The sequence below is a fragment of the Dielma fastidiosa genome (genome assembly GCF_003475485.1).
In the GTDB taxonomy this organism is placed as follows: Bacteria; Bacillota_I; Bacilli_A; order Erysipelotrichales; family Erysipelotrichaceae; genus Dielma; species Dielma fastidiosa.
Window position 1 is genome coordinate 248,660 of the sequence record NZ_QRQL01000002.1, and the last position, 18,940, is coordinate 267,599.

An 18,940-nucleotide genomic window follows, 5' to 3' on the forward strand; every position below is an offset into this window, starting at 1 on the left:
AATCAATATGTCAATTCAATCACAAGATAATTTAAGTGAAATACCCTTGGATTATTCACCAATCCGCTTTTTCATCTGATCGATATTTTCACAGCAGCGCAGACAGTCCTCAAGACTGATTTTTCCCGCTTTGTAATATTGATATAGATTACTGTCCATCGTACCGCCATTGGCTGTGCCCGCTGATGTCAGAATTGTCTGAATTTGATTAGTACGGCCATCACGAATTAAGTTTGCGACTGCTGTATTGATCGGCAGGATTTCAAATACTGGAATGACTCCGCCTTGAAGGCAAGGAATCAGCTGCTGTGAGATGATTGCCTTTAAGGACATGGAAAGCTGAACGCGTATCTGTGCTTGCTGCTGAGGCGGAAATACATCAATGATGCGGTCAATGGCATTAACAGCTCCAAAGGTATGCAAAGTTGAGAAAATTAAATGTCCGGTCTCAGCTGCTGTCATTGCGTATTTAATCGTTTCATAATCACGCATTTCACCAAGCAGAATCACATCTGGAGCCTGCCTCATAGCCGCTGCCAATGCTGAAGCGTAATTGCCTGTATCAACACCAATTTCACGCTGACTGACAAGGCTTTTTTTATGATGATGCAAATATTCAATAGGATCTTCAAGGGTGATGATGTGACCGCTGCGCTGAGCATTGATAGCATCAATCATACAAGCTAAGGTAGTCGATTTGCCGCTGCCAGCGGTTCCTGTAATCAGCACCAGCCCCTTATGCAGCTGAGTAAGCTCCATAACTCGCTCAGGGATACCTATTTCACGATAATCTGGTAAGTTATATCGAATGACACGAATAACCAAAGCCTGTGAACCACGCTGCAGATAAGCATTAATGCGGAAACGAGCCAAATTTGATAAGGAAAAGGAAAAATCATCCTCCTGCTTTTCAAATAATAGATTAAGGTTACGGTCTGCCAACTGATACACTATCTTAACTAATTCCGAACAATCCGATGCTTTCAGCAATTCATCACTGTATATAACCATTTGTTCACTGATTTTTAATCTGATTTGTGAACCGGCTACACAGAAAATATCTGAAGCCCCCTGATTAACTGCCGCTGTTAAAATATCAATAAGTTCCATATTAATTCTCTCCTTGCCAAAGCGGATAATCCTGATCCAGCTCTTCATCCTTAACGATGACCTGCCAGCCGATGATCCGTTTATCTGTAAGCTCCATTTTGACTTGTGCCTTCAACAGCCGTGACGCGTCAATATCGATATAATATGTCAAGCTTTCATCATCAGCCTGACACTCAATTCCCTGATTCTGCAGCAGACCGCATGCCTCTGGCAGCGCTTGAGTTTCTTTGATGATTTGCTGATACAGCTCAGACGCCTTGGCATCTGCCGCGTAGTAAGCACTGATGGATGCCGCGTAACGCTGACTCATACGCTGATCACTGACAGCATTCAGATAAGCCGACATCGCCATTACATCTAAAATCAAAATTGTAAATACCAACAGCAGACATGAACTGCCAACAAGGGTAATGCGATGCTTTTTCATAACCGTCCCCCTGTCTCCATTGAATAAATTAATTCAGCTTCCTCATGGGTCAGCCGATATACCGATAAAGACAAGACATGCTCACGCTGTGAACTAATATCCAGCCGATACACTGCATCATCGGCATCGCATGGCTGCCAGCCTGCATCATAATAAAGATGCGGTTCAGTTAACTCATCGCTGATTCTTAATAGCTCTGCCTGTTGTTGGGCTGCATTTACCGCTGACTGCAATTCCTGACTCTGCTTCTCAACTTGTGAGGCACGGAGAAACAGTGAAACGGCCATCAATGAACCAGCCATAAAAAATAAGATACAAATGAGCAGCTCCATCAGCTGCAGATGTTCACGCAGGAATTTCCGCATCTCATTCACCTGCCCTTAAATATTTAGTCATTGTCTGCACATTCTGATCCGCGGTTTCATAATAAATAATCACCGATGACTCAGATAATTCAAAAGACAGCTGACTGCACGCCAGCAAAGGCTGTCCGTCATCAAGACTTACTTCAATATCAGCTGCCGCATATATTTCATAAAGCATGCCGTCTTTGCTATAAATATATGTCGCTGTTTCAAAATCACCTTCAACACTTGTCAGCTTGAGTACGCTGCATTGATCAATATTTAAAACAGTAACTCCCTTTTCAACATCATTTTCCCTTAATTTATTATTAATATAAGAAAATACATTCATTGTATTTAAATCATTCTGTCTGTTTTTCTGCAGCTGCTGATATGCCTGAGCGCTTAACGCAACCATCAGACACGCGCACACCGCAAAAAGGCAATACAAAAGCAGAGACATAAACTGTGTACTGGTTCGCTGCTTTTTCATTATTGTGCCTCCCGGTCAATCACGGTAATATCCGGCATCATGTTTGAGGCAAATATTTCATAAAAAACAGTATAAGCCTCATGATCATAATAAATGCCATATGTTTCACACAAATAATCCAGAGACGGCGGAAATCTTCCTTCTACCGCATAACAGTGGATTGCCGCGTCATTTAGTGAATGAATCAGATTTTGCTTACTCTCAGCTTTCTGCTGCTTAGAAAACATGTTAAATTCAAATCCAAATAAACCAATGATTAAACATGCGGAAGCAACAGCCAGCATCACTCTTTTAGAAAACATCTTAAGCACCGCCTATTACAAGCATGGCATTCATCAGCGGCAGCATTAAAGCAATCAAAATTGACCCTGCCATGAAACACATAAGGCCAACCAGCAATGGTTCAAGCAGATTCACTGTCTCATTAATCTTTTCTTCTGCTTTTTTCATATATGTGTCAGAAATCCGGCGATATACCATTGCCGCCTCACCGCTCTGTTCACCCAGATGCAGCAGACAGCTTTCCGCATGCGTAAGCAGCTGCATTTCATCAACACAATCACTGATTGATTTACCCTGACTGTACTCAATCTGGCACTGCTTCACTTTCTCTTGAAGCTGAGGATGCGTAATCAGCTGCAGCATAAAAGTAAATGCCTTTTCCATTGGTAAGCCACAGCGTACACACAGCTCCATAATAGAATAAAAACGACCGATATCCGACCATTTATTAATTTTTGACCGGATAAAAACTCGTTTGATCCATGAGGTCAATAGCTGTCTGCCGCCCATTTTTGATTCAAAACCCACAATGAGCAATCCAGCTCCTAAAAGCACACACAAAATGATCAGCAGGCTAACAACGACATGGAAGATCTCCATCAAGAGTACAAGCCAAGCCGGTGAGCTGATTCCCATTTGTAGAAATACACCGTTAAATACTGGCAGAACCTTATATACGACTAAGAATAATACAGCCGTCATAATCGCCAGCATGATCAGCGGATACACACAGGCATTTTTTATTTCTTTTTCCAATTCAGCTTCACGCGTATAATAATCATACATTGAATCTAAAATCAGACTCAAATCACCGCTCTCAACACCGAGCTGAATCATCCATACCAACGTATCAGGAAAAGCACCGGCTGCTGCCAGTGCCTCAGAAAAGGAAGCACCCGCTTCCATTTGTTGATGAATTGACTGATATAAATCACGTTCAAGTGATGATGCGGCATCAGCCCCTAATGCATTTAATGCCGCTGACAAATCTACTCCTGAACGCACCAGCATCCCCATTTCAAGGCAGAAAACTGCCAGCCGCTCAGAACTAAGCCTGCATTGTGACTGCATAGCAGCACCACCCTCCTAGTAAGTATATTTACCCTGATAATTATTTGGGTCAATCGGCTTATTTTTACCGATGGTAGAAGCCGTAGTTGGGTCCATCATCGTCCACTTATTACCATCAAAACTAATTACACTGTCAATCCAGCCATTATCCTTCGTATAGGCAGAAATCCATGCATGATAAACATCCTTATTGTAACCAATTACCAGTTTAGTTGGAATGCCCTGACTGCGCAGCATAGCTGTCATTAAAGCCGCATAATCAAAACAGATGCCGGTTTTATCTTTTAAGACCTTATCCACATCAGGCAGATAACCAGATTGAACTGTTTTAGCTTTATCATAGTCATAACTGATCGTATCTGTTACATAATCAAATACATTCTTAATTACATCAAGATCAGTTACCGCCTGTTTATTCATTGTATTAGAAAGCTTAACCGCCTCACTTGAAGCTGAGAAATTTACATACTGATTTGGATAAAGGAATGGAGAAAATTCATCTGTAAGCTTCACATCGACCGTCTCTGAAAAAACCTGAATATATTTAGTACCCGATATATTTTCAAACACCTGAATCTTATACGAGCCATCTCCCTGCGTTAACGGGAAAACCTCATATTCAGATCTGGAATTCAAATTATAAGTATATACCGTTCCTTCATTCAAGCTTACCTGAACTTTAATTTTCTTATCAACTGCTTTCAGATATTTAAGCATTACATATCCCTGAGAACTATTTGAATAATCCAGCAATGCATAATCATTTTTCTTTACTGACTGATTAGAAGCTGTCGGTACAAGCACTTCAACCTTGCCTGCACGTCCTGACAACGGCACTTCTTCATCAGTGATATTTACCACCGTTTGATCAGTGTTATCAATGTTACCTGAGGTACAGCCTGCCATTAGCAGCGCTGAAAGCAATACGACGCCTACTTTTTTTAATTGCATAAATTCTTTCATCACAGACCGTCCTTTCTTCTATCCTTACCATTTATTTTAATTATACAATATCCTGTTCATTTTTCAATCATTTTACAACAATTAAAATTATCACAGCCAATGCTCTTTTTATAATATGCAGGTATTGTGAATTGTTTTAATTAGATTGCATAAAAAGAAAAGGACAAGATCTTAGACCTGTCCTTCAATTTCTATTCTGCACATTTTCTGCGCAATACATTTAACAGCAAAATGCCTAAAGCTGACAGAGCCAGAACTGGAATCCAAAAATACAAACTGTCTTTTGTATTTGGAACTTCAACACCTGCCCCCAGCGGTACTTCTTCATCTTCTATTTCAACAAAAGCATTGGCGCCGCCGTCAGATAGAGGTACATCCTCATCAATAATATCGACGATTTCTTCACCAGGGCCTAGAGGTACATCCTCCTCAGGAATATCTACCGTTGGTTTATCTGGATCAGGCCGTGAAGGTCTGCCTGGATCAACTGGGTCTGTTGGATCAGTTGGATCAACCGGTGCCTTCTTCTTTTCGTTGATGATCGTTTTAGTAATCACTGTTTCATCACCGCTAAGTGTTACATTATAATGAATGCTTGAATCATAATCATATCCGTCAGCTCCCTGTGTCTCAACAAGGTAATAACTGCCGGCTGATAAATTGCTGACTGTAAATGTACCATCCGCATCTGTTACATAACTGCCTACTAATTGATTGTCAGCAGCTGTATATAAATCGAATTTTACAGTTGGCAGTACAGCATCATCACTGCCCTTTTTAATAACCTTTAGGTCATACAGCTGTTCTTCAACATCTTCTTTATAATTTTTGATTGCATTGCCATTGTTGATTTCAATAATTTTACCGCCATCCTCAGGCAAACCTAAGGATAACTCAAATGGGAAATAATTGCTTGTATCTTCTAATGGCTTATAATCATCCAAAGGCTTAATTTCTTTTAAGTAGAAGCTGCCAGCTGGAAGATTGCGAATCTGAAGCAACCCCTTTGCATCAGTAAGCAGTTTTGCGTTGCCTTTTTGGTCATAGATATATGCCCCTTCAGATTTAGTGAAGCCGGTTAATTCACTGCCAGTCGTTTGATCATACAATGCAAATTCAACTTTTTCTAAAGCTTCGTTAGTATCACCGTCAACTTTTCTTAATGTAATTGCACGGGCAACATTTTCCGCAAGCTTATAAGTTATTTGATTTTTATCAACCATGAAAGGAATCATTGTATTTTGACCAGTATAATATCCATTTGGATTACTTACTTCTTTGAAATAGTAATTACCCATTGATGGTAATGAACTAATAGCAATAGCTCCGTTAGCATCGGTAATCAAAGTCTGTGTAAATTTCGCAGCACCTGTATGGTTTCCAGCGATATAAACATAGTGTCCATCAGAAGCACGCATTAACTGCAGTGGTGTATCAGATCCGATTTCATAAACTTCAAACTCGACATCCGCCATACCCTTAACTGCCGTATTACCTAAATTCTCTTCTTTATATCCGTACTTACTGTCTGCTTTAACTAAAACAACATCACCATTAATATAATTACCTTTGATACCGGCTGTGAAGTTATGCTTTGCGATAATACTGCTTTCATATTCCACAGTTCCCGTCTTAACCATAACATTATTTGTTACGGTTTCCTGTGATAAATTTGTAACTTCAGTACGATATTTAATAATAAATCCATATACTGGCGCATCTGCATTTTTATTTGTATCATTCTGAATCTCTTCAGGGATATAAAACTTTATCGTTTTTTCATAAATATCAAGACTATCCTGCCATTTTTGAATATAAGCAGCTTTGTTATTGTTGTATACAGTGATATCTTTACGATAATTATTCAAAGACGCTAATACATTAGCTGATGCATCAGGTACTATACCTTGAATGTTGGCGTCTAAGACCGGCACTATTAAGATTGAAGGATCATTGATATAATCCTCAACCGCTTTCAAAAATGTATCAAGCTCCTCATGATAAGTAAGCAATGAATCTTTTTTTTCATAATTAGTCTTAAGACTAACTAATCTTGTCCGAAGCAATGCCAATGGTGAATTTGAATCATTTTTATAATCTTCAATGTTTTTCTCAGCTGTCTTTATCTTATTTTGCAAAGTTTTATAATAGTCAGTCAGTTTCCAACCACTATTTATATCATTCATTGTGATAGCCTCACTTGGTTCTGATGATCCAAGCTTACCAAAGTTAATAATCAGCTGTTGAGTATTAGCCGCAGTTGTAATAACTGCCCAGCTTCTTGGTGTCTGTTCAACTAATGCTGCTACATCACCATCACTATTCGTAAGATTCTGGAAATTTTCACTATTAATATCTATAATACTTCTTGCTATGCCAGGCTGATTAGTAGCTTGTGTACCAGATTTGAACACAACCTCTTCATTGCTTGTACCTTGATAACCAACGGCATTTTTAGTTCCGTAATAGAAAATCGGTATTTCAATAAAGAAAGGTGCGTTGCCGTAGACGTTAACATATTTCTGATTAGCATCTAACTCATCAACAAGAATCACATTCTCATAAGTTTGACCTTCAAATGGATTTCCATCTTCATATTGTTTAATTAAATCAAAAAAGCCTGCACGATATTCAATTTGATGCGCATCATTGCCAAACCATTTGACATCTTTCTTTAATGAAGGTTTTTCATCTTTATTAAAATTATTTGGTAAGCTTGGCTTCCACGCCGTACCGCTTGGTGTACTTGGCGGAGTTACAACTTCTGGTTTTTTCTCAACAGTCAGTTGACCGTCATATCTGTCCATAAAAGAGAATTCATTTACGGTTGCTTCAGTTACATCTTTAAATGTTGAACTGCCTTTAAAGAAACCGCTGATATCCTGAAAATATACAATGTTTTCATTGAATTCAATATGAAACTTTAATTCACTATTCACATACGTTAAATAATAATTACCGACTTCAATACCAGAGATTCGCAATGCCGCCCTATCAGTTTGCCTGTCGTACTTTAATCCAGAAATTGTTGCGATATCTATTGTGAAATAATCATTGGCCTGGATTGTCTGATCTGCGCTGGCTGGCTGCCATTCAAATTTAAATTCAAAGGTAGAACCACCCTTAACGGTATAATCATTTCCTTCCTGAATTGTCACACCATTCAATGATGCCTTCGCCGATGGTACGTCAATCATATCTGAAATATCATTGCCGCCATTTGAAAGCGCAAAATTGCTTCGCATGTAATATTGCATTCCTAACAAGCCATAAATCTGAGCACCTTCTACATCTTCCCATACGATATCTGTATCAGGTGTAATTATTTCTTCTGTGTTTGCCTCAGCATCACTGCCGGTTGCCGGATCAATGACATCAGTATCAGTAGCAGCTGGTTCTTTTTCTTCAGTGTCACTGCTGGTTGCTGAATCATCGATGATTTCATCTTCAAAATCTTTATTACTCTCTTCCTCATCTTCTGATTCAACATTAAAATCTGGGTCTAACTCTTCTTCTGAATCATTAACATTTATTACTTCTTCTTCATTTTCTGTATTCATTGATTCAGTTTCCGCTTTTACATAACCCTATATAGATGAGAAGGCCATGAGAAATGACATCATAACTGCTAAAATTCTTTTTGTTATTCTGTTCTGCTTCATGATATACCTCCTTTTTTTATATTTATTGTTTCTTTTGATTACATCTATATTATACTAAATTTTCATTCCCATGTTTTTCCTATAAATACCGTTTAAAAGCCGTTATTTGCAGCTTTTTGAGTATTTTCCGCTTTATCGGTAAAACGCTGATTTAAGCTTCAAATCCCTCCATTTTCAGCATCAAAATAAGCATAAACGGTTGATTATAGCTCACAATCAAGCAATCTTCAAATCATTTGCTCATCCCTTAACAAATAAAAAGACATGCCGAATTCAGCAGGCATGCCTTAATTATTATTTGATTTTACTTCAATAAGCTTTGCGCTGACAATAAATCGTTTTGAATCATTAAAGTCTGTACATGTTGAGAGTGTTAAAATCTGATCCTCACTATCCAGTTCTGCTTCAACATTTAACTGTGTGCATAATGCTTGAGTAAATTCAGTAAACGCAGCATCATTAATGAAATCAAATTTATATATATCTGATGTTACCTTTATCTCTCCAGCGCCAAATATTTCATAAACAAGCGTTTGATTCTCTTGATGAATAGTTATAAAAGAATGTTCTTTTAAATAAGCATCATCATTATATTTTTTTAATGAGCCAAACATCGTGCCATTAAGTGCATTATGTCCATAAAGCACCGTGTGACGATCACTGAAATCTGAACTATTACGCATATCCATAAAAATCGAACCATATTCGTTTTCCGTTTTATCAATTAAGTGACTCAAATAATAAGCATTATCTATACCGGCAGCAAACGGATAATCTACTTTTGTTTCGTCAATTTTGATCCATCCTAAAACATCTTCATTCCTTACCTTCAGATCCTTCAATACTTTTTTATATGGAATTTCTTCGACAGGTGATACTTGATCATGAATCTGTTCATTATTCTGGATATTTCTGATTTCATTATAATAAGCCTCAGAATCATTGCTTTTCTGACTCATTACCATAATTTTATAAGCACTGAAAATAAACAATCCTGCCAGCAGTAATTCCAACATTATTAATATTTTCTTTTTCATGAGCCATTCCTCTCTGATTCATTATCTAATTATCATTATTACTTGTTAAATGAATTTAGTCAATCCTTTAGCTAATATACAAAAAGATCCCACTTTTCAGTGAGACCCTTTAAATCGATCATTTTTAGCCAGCGATTTCGCGGAATACACCAAGATAGAATTCAGCTGATGTAGACCAAGATACATCTGTCTTCATCGCATTCTTAACAATCTGTTTCCACATATCCGGACGGTTGTAGTAGACATCAATTGCCTCCCACAAAACATGCATCATATCATTGCTGTTATAATTCGTAAAACTGAAGCCATTACCTTCCTGAGTATACTCATTATAAGCATGTACTGTATCACGAAGACCGCCTGTTTCTCTAACCAGCGGCAATGTACCATAACGCATTGAAATTAACTGAGAAATACCGCATGGTTCAAACAGTGACGGCATCAGGAATAAATCTGAAGCTGCATAGATTTTATGAGATAATGCCTCATTATATCCGCAATAGAAGCATACCTTGCCCTTATTAGCATTTTCTGCTTCACGCAGTTTTTCCTCAAGGCCTGCTTCACCGCTGCCCAGAACAACTAACTGAATTGGCTGTGAGCAAATATTAAATAATTGTTCAATCATCAAATAAATACCCTTTTGCCATGTCAGACGTGATACTACACTGATCAGCATTACATTCTCATCAACCGTTAAACCAAGTTCCTTTTGCAATTCTGTCTTATTCTTACCCTTACCTTTTTTATAAGTTGTCAGGGAATAATTAGATGCAATCAGATTGTCTGTTTTAGGATTCCACAGATTAATATCGATACCATTTACAATACCGCACAGATCTGGTTCACGATAACGTAAAACCGTCTCAAGATGCTCGCCATACTGCGGAGTCTTGATTTCCTGTGCATAAGATGGTGATACTGTTGTTACTTTATCAGCATAAACAATACCTGATTTCATGAAGCTGATACCGCCGTCAAAACGAACATTACCGTTATCAAATACATAATGTCCTAATCCTAAACAAGGTTCCAGCATTTCAACCGGGAAATTACCCTGATAGGCTAGATTATGAATCGTATAAACATGTTTAATATGACGATATCTAGGATCGTGATTGTAATTTTCTTTGCACATTGCAGGAATCATACCTGTATGCCAGTCATGAGTGTGCATAATATCAGGGAAATAATCCAACTGATTGCACATTTCAAGAACAGCCTTCTGATAGTAAGCAAAACGCTCACCATCATCAATGTAGCCATACAGTCCTTCTCTTTCAAAATAACCAGCATTCTCAATAAAGTAGAATGTTACACCATCAAGGATGTAATAATACAAATTAACCGGTGTTTCTGAATAATTGATACTAACCGTATATGAACGCAAATGTGTCATCTTATCGCGCCAATTCAACGCGATTTTACGATACATCGGTAAAACTACCCGAACATCATACCCTTTTTTCTTAAACTCATAGGGCAGCGAACCAATTACATCCGCCAATCCGCCGCTCTTAACAAAAGGCAGTCCCTCAGCAGCTACAAGCAGAATTCTTTCCATTAGATTTTATCTCCTCTCCGAACATACGCAGGAGAGCCGCAGATACCTACTACTTCTTTCATACGTGTGATTCTTGCTTTCTTATCTACAACAACGTTATCCAGGATAACATCTTCACCGATGTAGCAGCCTGGCAGAACAACGCTGTTCTTCACAATAGCACCCGCTTTGATTGTACAGCCGCGTCCGATAACACTATTCTCTACCGTTCCCTCAATGCGGCAGCCATTAGAAATAACCGCGTGCATTACAGAAGAAGTATCCGTATAGTGAGTAGGCGCAGAATCATTAGTACGTGTATAGATTGGCCAGTCTTCCATGAAAATCTGATTTGCTGTATCAATATTGATCAATTCCATATTTGCTTCATAATAAGCAGTAAGATCAGTAATTGCCGCCAGATAACCACGGAATGAATAACCTCGTACATCCAATTCAGAACATTCATCATTCAGAATATCTCTGAACCAATACAGAGAACTGGTTTTAACAGCTTTCTGAATTAAATCAATAAACAATTCTTTAGATAATACATATGTTTCCATTGAAATATTACGTGCTTTATAATTACCGCGATTCTTATCAATAGACAATACACCTCTTTGCTTATTCAAATTCAATGTATCGCAATTGATAAAGTTAGTCTTAGCATTATCAACACTCTTATATACAACAGTAACATCAGCACCGCTCTCAATATGCTCATTCAGCAGCTTATCATAATCCATGCTGTAAACCATATAGCTTGGCGCCAAAATAACATATTGGAAATTAGCACCTTCAATATAACTCAAATTAGCCTTAAAGCTTGCGATATCATGATTATAGAAACTTGATTCTGGTTTGTTTTCACCATACAAAATTCTTAAACCACCGCGTTTTGAATTAATATTGTAATGACGGCCTGTTCCTAAATGTTCAATTACAGAACGAGGCTTTTCTTTTAAATAAACTTGAATTTGTTCAATACCTGAATTCGTCATATTAGAAATCGGGAAATCAAGCATACGATAACGTCCCAGGAATGAGAAAGCTCCCACCGGACGATATTCTTCTAAACCATTTACCTGAACATTAGCACCTGGAAAGGTGACAATACCTAAAGCGTTACACATATCCTGCTCACCTCACATTTTTAGCGATTAATTCAATCTTATCGCTCTTCGGATCACCAACAACGGCACCGGCAGCAATCTTAATACCTTCCGCAATAATAACTCGGTTAATTACTGCCCCTTCGCCGATTTCGACGTTAGGGAATACAACAGCATCATTTACAACCGCATCTTTTTCAACCGTAACATTTGTAAATAATACTGAATTCTTCACTTTACCGTCAATCACACAGCCTTGGTTAATAAAGGCTCGTGAAACTGATCCATGATCACAGATCGTATGCGGACGCGCTGCAGAATCCTGTGTATAAATTTTCCAGTCAGGATCATTCAGATCCAATTCATTATTTTTATTGAGCAAGTCCATATTGGCTTCCCAAAGGCTGTCAATCGTTCCAACATCCTTCCAATAGCCACTGAAGCTCCAAGCAAACAAACGTTTACCGTCATTCAGCATTGTAGGAATAATATCTTTACCAAAGTCATGCTTTGAATTAGGATTTGCGTCATCAGCTACTAACATTTTGCGAAGCAGCTTCCAATTAAAGATGTAAATACCCATTGAAGCAAGGTTGCTCTTAGTCTGAGCCGGTTTTTCCTCAAACTCAATAATACGGTCAGTTTCATCCGTATTCATGATACCAAATCGGCTTGCTTCCTTCATCGGCACCGGCAATACAGCAATCGTACAATCTGCATTGCAGGCTTTATGATGAGCCAGCATTTTAGCATAATTCATCTTGTAAATATGGTCACCTGATAAAATCAGTACATATTCTGGATTGTAACCATCGATAAAATCGATATTTTGTGTAATCGCATCAGCTGTTCCTCGATAAACATTGAATTCAGTCTGATCTTTTTCACGCGGCGGCAGTACAAATACGCCACTGTCTTTGGCATCAAGGCCCCAGTGCGTTCCGCCTGCAACATATGAATTAAGAAGAACTGATTCATATTGCGTCAGTACACCGACGATGTCGATGCCTGAGTTAGCACAGTTGCTTAACGGGAAATCGATAATTCGATATTTACCGCCGTAGAAAACAGCTGGCTTTGCTACTTTCTTAGTCAGAGCTTCCAAGCGTGTTCCACGCCCGCCTGCCAGGATCATAGCTAACATATTTTGTTGTCTCATAATTAAATCCCCCCGGATCTTTCTTAGATATAGTATAGCTAATTTGTGCAAAGATTTCTACCCTTTTCACGCCAAAAGTGGAAAATTTGTAAACCCTTACATAAAAAAGCGATAATTAAAAGAATGCATTAAATCCTAATATTTCCTACGCCTAATTTTTTCAATTCTCAAAACGACTGATTTAATGGGCTTATTATCTTTTTATCAGAAAATTTCCAAAATTTTCATGAGGATTTTATTCCCATGAGATATGTAAAGAAGAAATATCGGATCATTCTAAGATATGCCCAAAATTTTATTTTAAGAACTAGAAAGAACAATAAATTAATTCATCAATATTAAAGTTTTGTCATTCAACGGCTTCTTAATAAAATAAAAAGATGGTATTCAATAACATCAAGGTTATACATTGCCATCTTTCTTCCCATCCATTCTCATTGTTTGAAAATGCAAATACCTTCTCTCATCATATTCACTTAAATAAGCAATTAAATCTTCTGCTTTTTCACGGAAAATATCATTTGAATAATATAGAATATACGATTTCTGTTCATTCTCCGGATTCAAAATTTATATATCAAGAATATCATCGTTTCGATCCCCTATACGATATTCTTCATAGTCAAATACACAGTATCACCTGCGTGCAGCCACATAAAACTTCTATCAAAAAGCTTGTCAACTTCGTTTTAATATATTGAATCAATGTTTTATTATTGCCTCTATGTTTCAGCAAATCAATGTAGAAATTCATAAGTTTATAATCACGTTTAGTCTAAAATTCCTCATATAATTCAACAGAAATCTTTATCAATACAAGAGTTTGTCTAATATCTATCCTAAATACAAGTTCACTAAAAAGTTTAAATCTTTTCTTAAAACCGTTTATTTTCTGTATATCATTGTATTGATTAATCATTTTTTCACGGTATTGTATTTACCGATTTTGCAATTACACATAATTTTATACAATTTTAGTTATCGACATCACAAACCGAGTAATACGATTTTAAATTCATAACTGAGTGATTAACATCTAAATAAAGCGCCTCACTTTAGGGAATTACGATTATTATAATCTAAATTCCCTAAATTATTTTATAAAAAAACCGCTTCAGATCCTCAGACCCAAAGCCGTTTCTTAAATTCTCTACTGAATGTATTTCTGTGCCGCAGTAATAATTGCCAGCTTATATACTTCCTCAGTATTACAGCCGCGTGACAGATCGTTGATTGGCGCGTTTAATCCCTGCAGAATTGGTCCTACCGCCTCATATCCGCCTAAACGAGCAGCAATCTTATATCCGATGTTACCTGCTTCAATATTAGGGAATACAAATGTATTGCAGTGTCTGGCAAGTTTAAAGTTCGAAGTCTTCTAAGCAGCTGCAACTGATGGTACAGCCGTGTCAAATAAGGCTTTTTTTCATGTTCAAATGAATCTTCCCTATTATTTCAATAATTCCTTTGCTGATTGATTTCATTATTGATTTTGATCTTCGTCTCAAGATATTGAATTAACCTTTTATCATCATTTCTTTGTTTCAGCAAATCAATAACTATATCAATATAAAAATTCATAAGTTCAAAATTACATTTTGCCGCAAACTCGTCATAGACATCGATGGCACTCTTTAAAAGAGGCAGCGTCGGCATTGTGCCTTCTTTATATACTAGTTCACAAAACAATTTAAACCTTTTTTTGAAGCTCTTATTTTCTTCTATCGCTTTATATTGAATCGTTAGACTCCTTGCCGTATTATACCTACCTAGTTTATAATTACACCAAATTTTATACATTCTTAAATATATATTTTCTGGGTCAAGGATTTCAGCTTTTTCTAAATAGGCAAGCGATTGAAAATAATTCCCGCTTTTAATGTGGATCCAGCTTAGATTCCTATAAAATAATGCTTTAGTAGTTGGGGATACATCTAAAGTTTCACAAACAGTAAGGCATGTAGTATACTTATTGATTGCAAGGTCAAATCTTCGCATTTGAGAATATATGCTTCCTATCTGTCCTTCAATATATAGAATTCTTTTAAATGAAGCAAATTCAACAAATCCTTTTTTTGCCATGTCAGCATAGCTTAGTGCCTCAATATATATATTTCTGCTCATATTTACCATGCTGAGGTGATAGCAAATCATTGTATTTTGTTTATAATTATTCGCAATAGTCATGGCGTATGTCAGAATATTGGCAGCTTCTTCATAGTGCTCTTGTAAGTAAAACCTAACACCTTTATATTCATAATATAATTGACAGTATTCAGAATTAGCTAGTAATAATTTTTCTAATTCCTCTTCAATTTTTTCTGCTTCTGCCAAATTATTTTTATGAATGTCTATAATATACAATATCAATAAGATTATCGGATAATGGCTATTAACTAAATAAATCCCCCTATTTTTACTAATCAATTCTATATATTGATTCAAATCATTACGATCATAAATTAAGGTATCTACAAATCTTGCATATAATTCTTTGATTTCTCTTGATACATTTTCTAATTGTTCAAAACTTACACCTAAAGCATTTTCTAGTTTTCTAATAATTTCTAAAGTAGGCTGCTCCTTATCATTTTCAAAACGCCCTATGCGCACAAACTTAACACCACTTAATTCATCTAATTGTCTTAGCGTTAGATTTTTATGTTTACGTACAATGTATAATTGTTTCCCAAACTCATTCATAAATATTGGCAACGAAATTAATTCTGTTAATATCGTTTCCATATTTGCATTTGTTTAATACAAATATGGATACAACGTTTATCATTATAGCTGCAATCCTCATTATGCGTGTGTAGATAAGGTATTAAATCCAAGCACAATTCAAGAGTCATCGCTCTAATAATCAGTTTTTTCATTGCCCTTCCCTCCCTTACGCCTGCCATTATATATATTTATTCATGAATTGTCCATTTGCCTTGTAACGTTAAAAATAAAGAAAGAGCCTATATTAAATAAGCCCTTTATAACTGCTCATCACTTTAAACGTGAAATTAACCGCGTGCAAATAAAATGCCAGTGTAATATGCTTGCCATCCTTCAGATGTTCTTACAATATCCTGAAGATTTAAGATACCCGAATACCAAAAACCATTTTTATATTCTGTGTATTCTATATTATCAAAGAAATAATGCTCCTTACAATTAACCGAAGCGGTTTTTTGATAATAAGTAATTCCTGTTAACGCGTTTTCTATATTGGACGAATTATCTGTTAACTCTGAAAAACTATCAGGATAATAGAAGTATTCATTTTCGTTTACTTGATATTCCACCTTTTTACTAACATCTCTATTTTGTACATCAGAAGGAAGTTCGACCGCATTGATAGGCAAGGCTTGAACACATAAAGCTAAAGTTAACATTGCAATGAACATTTGTTTAATTGATTTTTTCATTTTTTCCCTTTCATTGAGAATTATACTTCTAGATATAAATCTCACACTATCATAAAGATATCTTTTGTATGATATCATAAATGAAATTATTGATATTGTCTATAGCTCATGTAACGACACAAACACTTTTTTTTAATTAAATTTCTCTTTTTCCCACACATATACTCAATGTAAACCTTATATCAGATATTAATTACAGCATAATTTTACAGCACTAATGCTTATAACGTTAAATTCACTCTTAAGTATTTAAAAATAATTCATTTTCTTTTGTACTAACAAAAAAACCGCCTCAGATCCTCAAACCCAAAGCAGTTTCTTAAATTCTCTATTAAATGTATTTCTGTGCCGCAGTAATAATTGCCAGCTTATATACTTCCTCAGTATTACAGCCGCGTGACAGATCGTTGATTGGCGCGTTTAATCCCTGCAGAATTGGTCCTACCGCCTCATATCCGCCTAAACGAGCAGCAATCTTATATCCGATGTTACCTGCTTCAATATTAGGGAATACAAATGTATTGCAGTGTCCGGCAACTTTAGAGTTCGGAGCCTTCTGTGCAGCTACAACTGGTGATACAGCCGCATCAAATTGGAATTCACCGTCAACATCGAAATCTAAATCCATCGCTGCCAGCTTTTCACATGCGCTGACTACCTTATCAACAGCTGGTCCCTTGCCAGAGCCTTTTGTAGAATATGACAATAAACCAACCTTAGGTTCAATGCCAAAGACTCTTGCCGTCTTAGCAGTTTCAACTGCAATCTCAACTAAATCCTCATCACTTGGATCAATGTTGATCGCACAGTCACCCATAGCCAGTTTCTGATCATCCTTAAACAGAATGAAGCAGCTTGATACCAGCTTACTGCCTGGTTTCGTCTTAACCAACTGTAAAGCCGGACGAACTGTATCCGCTGTAGAATAAGTAGCACCGCCAACTAAGCCGTCAGCAAAGCCCATTTTTACTAACATAGTACCAAAGTAATTAGATTTAGATAATGCTTTACGGCATGCTTCTTCATCCATTTTACCTTTTCTTAATTCAACCATTTTCGCAACAAATTCATCCATCCGTGGATCTTGAGCGATATCAATCATTTCAAGGCCGTCTGTACTCCATCCCTTTGATGCAGCCAGCGCATTGATCTCCTCAATATTGCCAAGCAGGATCGGAGCCAGGATTCCATCATTCTTCAAACGAATCGCAGCTTCTAATACACGGGCATCATTACCTTCTGGGAATACAATTTTAGTCCCCTTGCCTTTAATTTTATTAATCATTTCTGTTAACATATTGCAGCCTCACTTTCACTGTATAATTATAGCGCCGTTTGCCTAATAAAAAAAGGCTTTTTTGTTAGAAAAGCCAATGTTTATGCCTTAATTCTGCGAACTACCTTCAGGATATTGTAGCCGATCAACACATTAAGCGGAATCATGACACATGCTTTCACAATTCTTACAAACAGTGAAGCTGCCCATGGAATTCCATACATCACCTGCAGCCAAATCGGCGTACAGCCAAACTGGATACATACCTCAATCAGCAATACGACCATCATCCAATTAGTCAATTCATGCAGATTTGCTTGGGGCATCTTATTTTTAATAAAATGTAGCACCAGAATTAATATGGAAGACACCGCTATACAAATGAAACCAGCGGTAAATTTCATCCATAACTCAAAAGGAACCGCAGACGAATTAATGTTCACTTCATCATTTACTACAATAAATAGTATTGACAGGATACATAAGATGACAAGACTTATATCCACCGCCATCATCATATTATGATCCGTTAGTTTTTTCGTTTTGCTGCTGTGATACCAAAGCGAAGGAATCACACACACCAGAATATTTCCCAGCGTAAAACCAAGAAATGGAAAAGATGTCGGATTGACCAGCAATCCCAATAAATCATAGACAATTCCCATAATAAATGCCCAGCCAGGCGCAATCAAAGATCCGCCGACAACAAGCATTACCTGAGTGAATCCGATCCTGAGGGAATCAATTCCAAACAGGGGAATTCGAACTGTAAACATTGATACAATTAAACTGAGAATAATAAACAACGCTCCCAGTATCATAGTTTTGCCATCTGCCCTTAAAGGAAAATGACGATAAATAAAAATACCCAGCAAGATAATCAAAATTCCTGCTACTACCTGTGCAATGATTGCATTCATATCCATAAACTTACCTACTTGCTACTCTCATGGTCACATGAAGAACTCTTCCTACTTCAAACGTACCTTTCGGTACTCCATAGGCGTTAATTCCGAGTGTAGATGCACCCGTACATGCT

At 37.0% G+C, this 18,940-nt stretch carries 16 protein-coding genes and 1 pseudogene; all 17 read right to left on the bottom strand.

The features are described from left to right. Window positions 1–51: 51 nt before the first annotated feature. The 17 genes and pseudogenes from DWZ33_RS05960 to DWZ33_RS06040 all read right to left on the bottom strand — a co-directional run bounded on the left by DWZ33_RS05960 (window position 52) and on the right by DWZ33_RS06040 (window position 18,827). Entirely contained in the window at window positions 52–1,110 is a 1,059-nt protein-coding gene (locus tag DWZ33_RS05960) for a type IV pilus twitching motility protein PilT (RefSeq protein ID WP_118454161.1), read from the bottom strand. Between the two features lies 1 nt (window position 1,111). Then, window positions 1,112–1,537 (bottom strand): hypothetical protein, encoded by a 426-nt coding sequence (locus DWZ33_RS05965; RefSeq protein WP_118454162.1) that lies wholly within the window; start codon window positions 1,535–1,537, stop codon window positions 1,112–1,114. Beyond that, window positions 1,534–1,902 (bottom strand): hypothetical protein, encoded by a 369-nt coding sequence (locus DWZ33_RS05970; protein ID WP_022937167.1) that lies wholly within the window; start codon window positions 1,900–1,902, stop codon window positions 1,534–1,536. The genes DWZ33_RS05965 and DWZ33_RS05970 overlap by 4 nt, the downstream gene beginning before the upstream one ends. A 1-nt stretch (window position 1,903) precedes the next feature. Next, complete coding sequence (locus DWZ33_RS05975; protein WP_118454163.1) at window positions 1,904–2,374, bottom strand: DUF4860 domain-containing protein; 471 nt, start codon at window positions 2,372–2,374, stop codon at window positions 1,904–1,906. Next, entirely contained in the window at window positions 2,374–2,676 is a 303-nt protein-coding gene (locus DWZ33_RS05980; RefSeq protein ID WP_022937169.1) for a hypothetical protein, read from the bottom strand. The genes DWZ33_RS05975 and DWZ33_RS05980 overlap by 1 nt, the downstream gene beginning before the upstream one ends. 1 nt (window position 2,677) lies before the next feature. Beyond that, on the bottom strand, window positions 2,678–3,727 hold the full coding sequence (locus DWZ33_RS05985) for a type II secretion system F family protein (RefSeq protein WP_118454164.1): 1,050 nt from the start codon (window positions 3,725–3,727) through the stop codon (window positions 2,678–2,680). A gap of 15 nt (window positions 3,728–3,742) precedes the next feature. After that, complete coding sequence (locus DWZ33_RS05990; protein ID WP_022937171.1) at window positions 3,743–4,690, bottom strand: transglutaminase-like domain-containing protein; 948 nt, start codon at window positions 4,688–4,690, stop codon at window positions 3,743–3,745. A gap of 191 nt (window positions 4,691–4,881) precedes the next feature. Then, the gene (locus tag DWZ33_RS05995) at window positions 4,882–8,250 is read right to left on the bottom strand and encodes an MSCRAMM family protein (RefSeq protein ID WP_118454165.1); all 3,369 of its coding nucleotides are present in this window, start codon (window positions 8,248–8,250) and stop codon (window positions 4,882–4,884) included. Between the two features lie 389 nt (window positions 8,251–8,639). Next, entirely contained in the window at window positions 8,640–9,389 is a 750-nt protein-coding gene (srtB, locus tag DWZ33_RS06000) for a class B sortase (protein ID WP_118454166.1), read from the bottom strand. Window positions 9,390–9,513: 124 nt separating this feature from the next. Further along, the gene (glgA, locus tag DWZ33_RS06005) at window positions 9,514–10,953 is read right to left on the bottom strand and encodes a glycogen synthase GlgA (protein ID WP_022937174.1); all 1,440 of its coding nucleotides are present in this window, start codon (window positions 10,951–10,953) and stop codon (window positions 9,514–9,516) included. Then, window positions 10,953–12,068: a glucose-1-phosphate adenylyltransferase subunit GlgD gene (glgD, locus tag DWZ33_RS06010; protein ID WP_022937175.1), complete on the bottom strand. Its 1,116-nt coding sequence runs from the start codon at window positions 12,066–12,068 to the stop codon at window positions 10,953–10,955. The genes glgA and glgD overlap by 1 nt, the downstream gene beginning before the upstream one ends. Window positions 12,069–12,075: 7 nt before the next feature. Further along, complete coding sequence (locus DWZ33_RS06015; RefSeq protein WP_118454167.1) at window positions 12,076–13,206, bottom strand: glucose-1-phosphate adenylyltransferase; 1,131 nt, start codon at window positions 13,204–13,206, stop codon at window positions 12,076–12,078. A gap of 1,150 nt (window positions 13,207–14,356) precedes the next feature. Next, window positions 14,357–14,569, bottom strand: a pseudogene (locus tag DWZ33_RS06020) (phosphate acyltransferase); the annotation flags it as partial. A gap of 92 nt (window positions 14,570–14,661) precedes the next feature. Next, a complete protein-coding gene (locus DWZ33_RS06025) occupies window positions 14,662–15,951 on the bottom strand; it encodes a helix-turn-helix domain-containing protein (RefSeq protein WP_118454168.1) in 1,290 nt (429 codons plus the stop codon). A gap of 269 nt (window positions 15,952–16,220) precedes the next feature. Next, on the bottom strand, window positions 16,221–16,625 hold the full coding sequence (locus tag DWZ33_RS06030) for a hypothetical protein (protein ID WP_118454169.1): 405 nt from the start codon (window positions 16,623–16,625) through the stop codon (window positions 16,221–16,223). 331 nt (window positions 16,626–16,956) lie between these two features. After that, the gene (pta, locus tag DWZ33_RS06035; RefSeq protein ID WP_022937180.1) at window positions 16,957–17,922 is read right to left on the bottom strand and encodes a phosphate acetyltransferase; all 966 of its coding nucleotides are present in this window, start codon (window positions 17,920–17,922) and stop codon (window positions 16,957–16,959) included. Between the two features lie 80 nt (window positions 17,923–18,002). Then, on the bottom strand, window positions 18,003–18,827 hold the full coding sequence (locus DWZ33_RS06040; protein WP_022937181.1) for a folate family ECF transporter S component: 825 nt from the start codon (window positions 18,825–18,827) through the stop codon (window positions 18,003–18,005). Window positions 18,828–18,940 lie beyond the last annotated feature (113 nt).

Coding starts and splice junctions, on each gene's coding strand:
- pta (WP_022937180.1), bottom strand. CDS start 17,922: ATGTTAACAGAAATGATTAATAAAATTAAAGGCAAGGGGACTAAAATT.
- DWZ33_RS05990 (WP_022937171.1), bottom strand. CDS start 4,690: ATGAAAGAATTTATGCAATTAAAAAAAGTAGGCGTCGTATTGCTTTCA.
- glgA (WP_022937174.1), bottom strand. CDS start 10,953: ATGGAAAGAATTCTGCTTGTAGCTGCTGAGGGACTGCCTTTTGTTAAG.
- DWZ33_RS06030 (WP_118454169.1), bottom strand. CDS start 16,625: ATGAAAAAATCAATTAAACAAATGTTCATTGCAATGTTAACTTTAGCT.
- DWZ33_RS06025 (WP_118454168.1), bottom strand. CDS start 15,951: ATGGAAACGATATTAACAGAATTAATTTCGTTGCCAATATTTATGAAT.
- DWZ33_RS05980 (WP_022937169.1), bottom strand. CDS start 2,676: ATGTTTTCTAAAAGAGTGATGCTGGCTGTTGCTTCCGCATGTTTAATC.
- DWZ33_RS06040 (WP_022937181.1), bottom strand. CDS start 18,827: ATGGATATGAATGCAATCATTGCACAGGTAGTAGCAGGAATTTTGATT.
- DWZ33_RS06015 (WP_118454167.1), bottom strand. CDS start 13,206: ATGAGACAACAAAATATGTTAGCTATGATCCTGGCAGGCGGGCGTGGA.
- srtB (WP_118454166.1), bottom strand. CDS start 9,389: ATGAAAAAGAAAATATTAATAATGTTGGAATTACTGCTGGCAGGATTG.
- DWZ33_RS05985 (WP_118454164.1), bottom strand. CDS start 3,727: ATGCAGTCACAATGCAGGCTTAGTTCTGAGCGGCTGGCAGTTTTCTGC.
- glgD (WP_022937175.1), bottom strand. CDS start 12,068: ATGTGTAACGCTTTAGGTATTGTCACCTTTCCAGGTGCTAATGTTCAG.
- DWZ33_RS05995 (WP_118454165.1), bottom strand. CDS start 8,250: ATGAATACAGAAAATGAAGAAGAAGTAATAAATGTTAATGATTCAGAA.
- DWZ33_RS05965 (WP_118454162.1), bottom strand. CDS start 1,537: ATGAAAAAGCATCGCATTACCCTTGTTGGCAGTTCATGTCTGCTGTTG.
- DWZ33_RS05970 (WP_022937167.1), bottom strand. CDS start 1,902: ATGCGGAAATTCCTGCGTGAACATCTGCAGCTGATGGAGCTGCTCATT.
- DWZ33_RS05960 (WP_118454161.1), bottom strand. CDS start 1,110: ATGGAACTTATTGATATTTTAACAGCGGCAGTTAATCAGGGGGCTTCA.
- DWZ33_RS05975 (WP_118454163.1), bottom strand. CDS start 2,374: ATGAAAAAGCAGCGAACCAGTACACAGTTTATGTCTCTGCTTTTGTAT.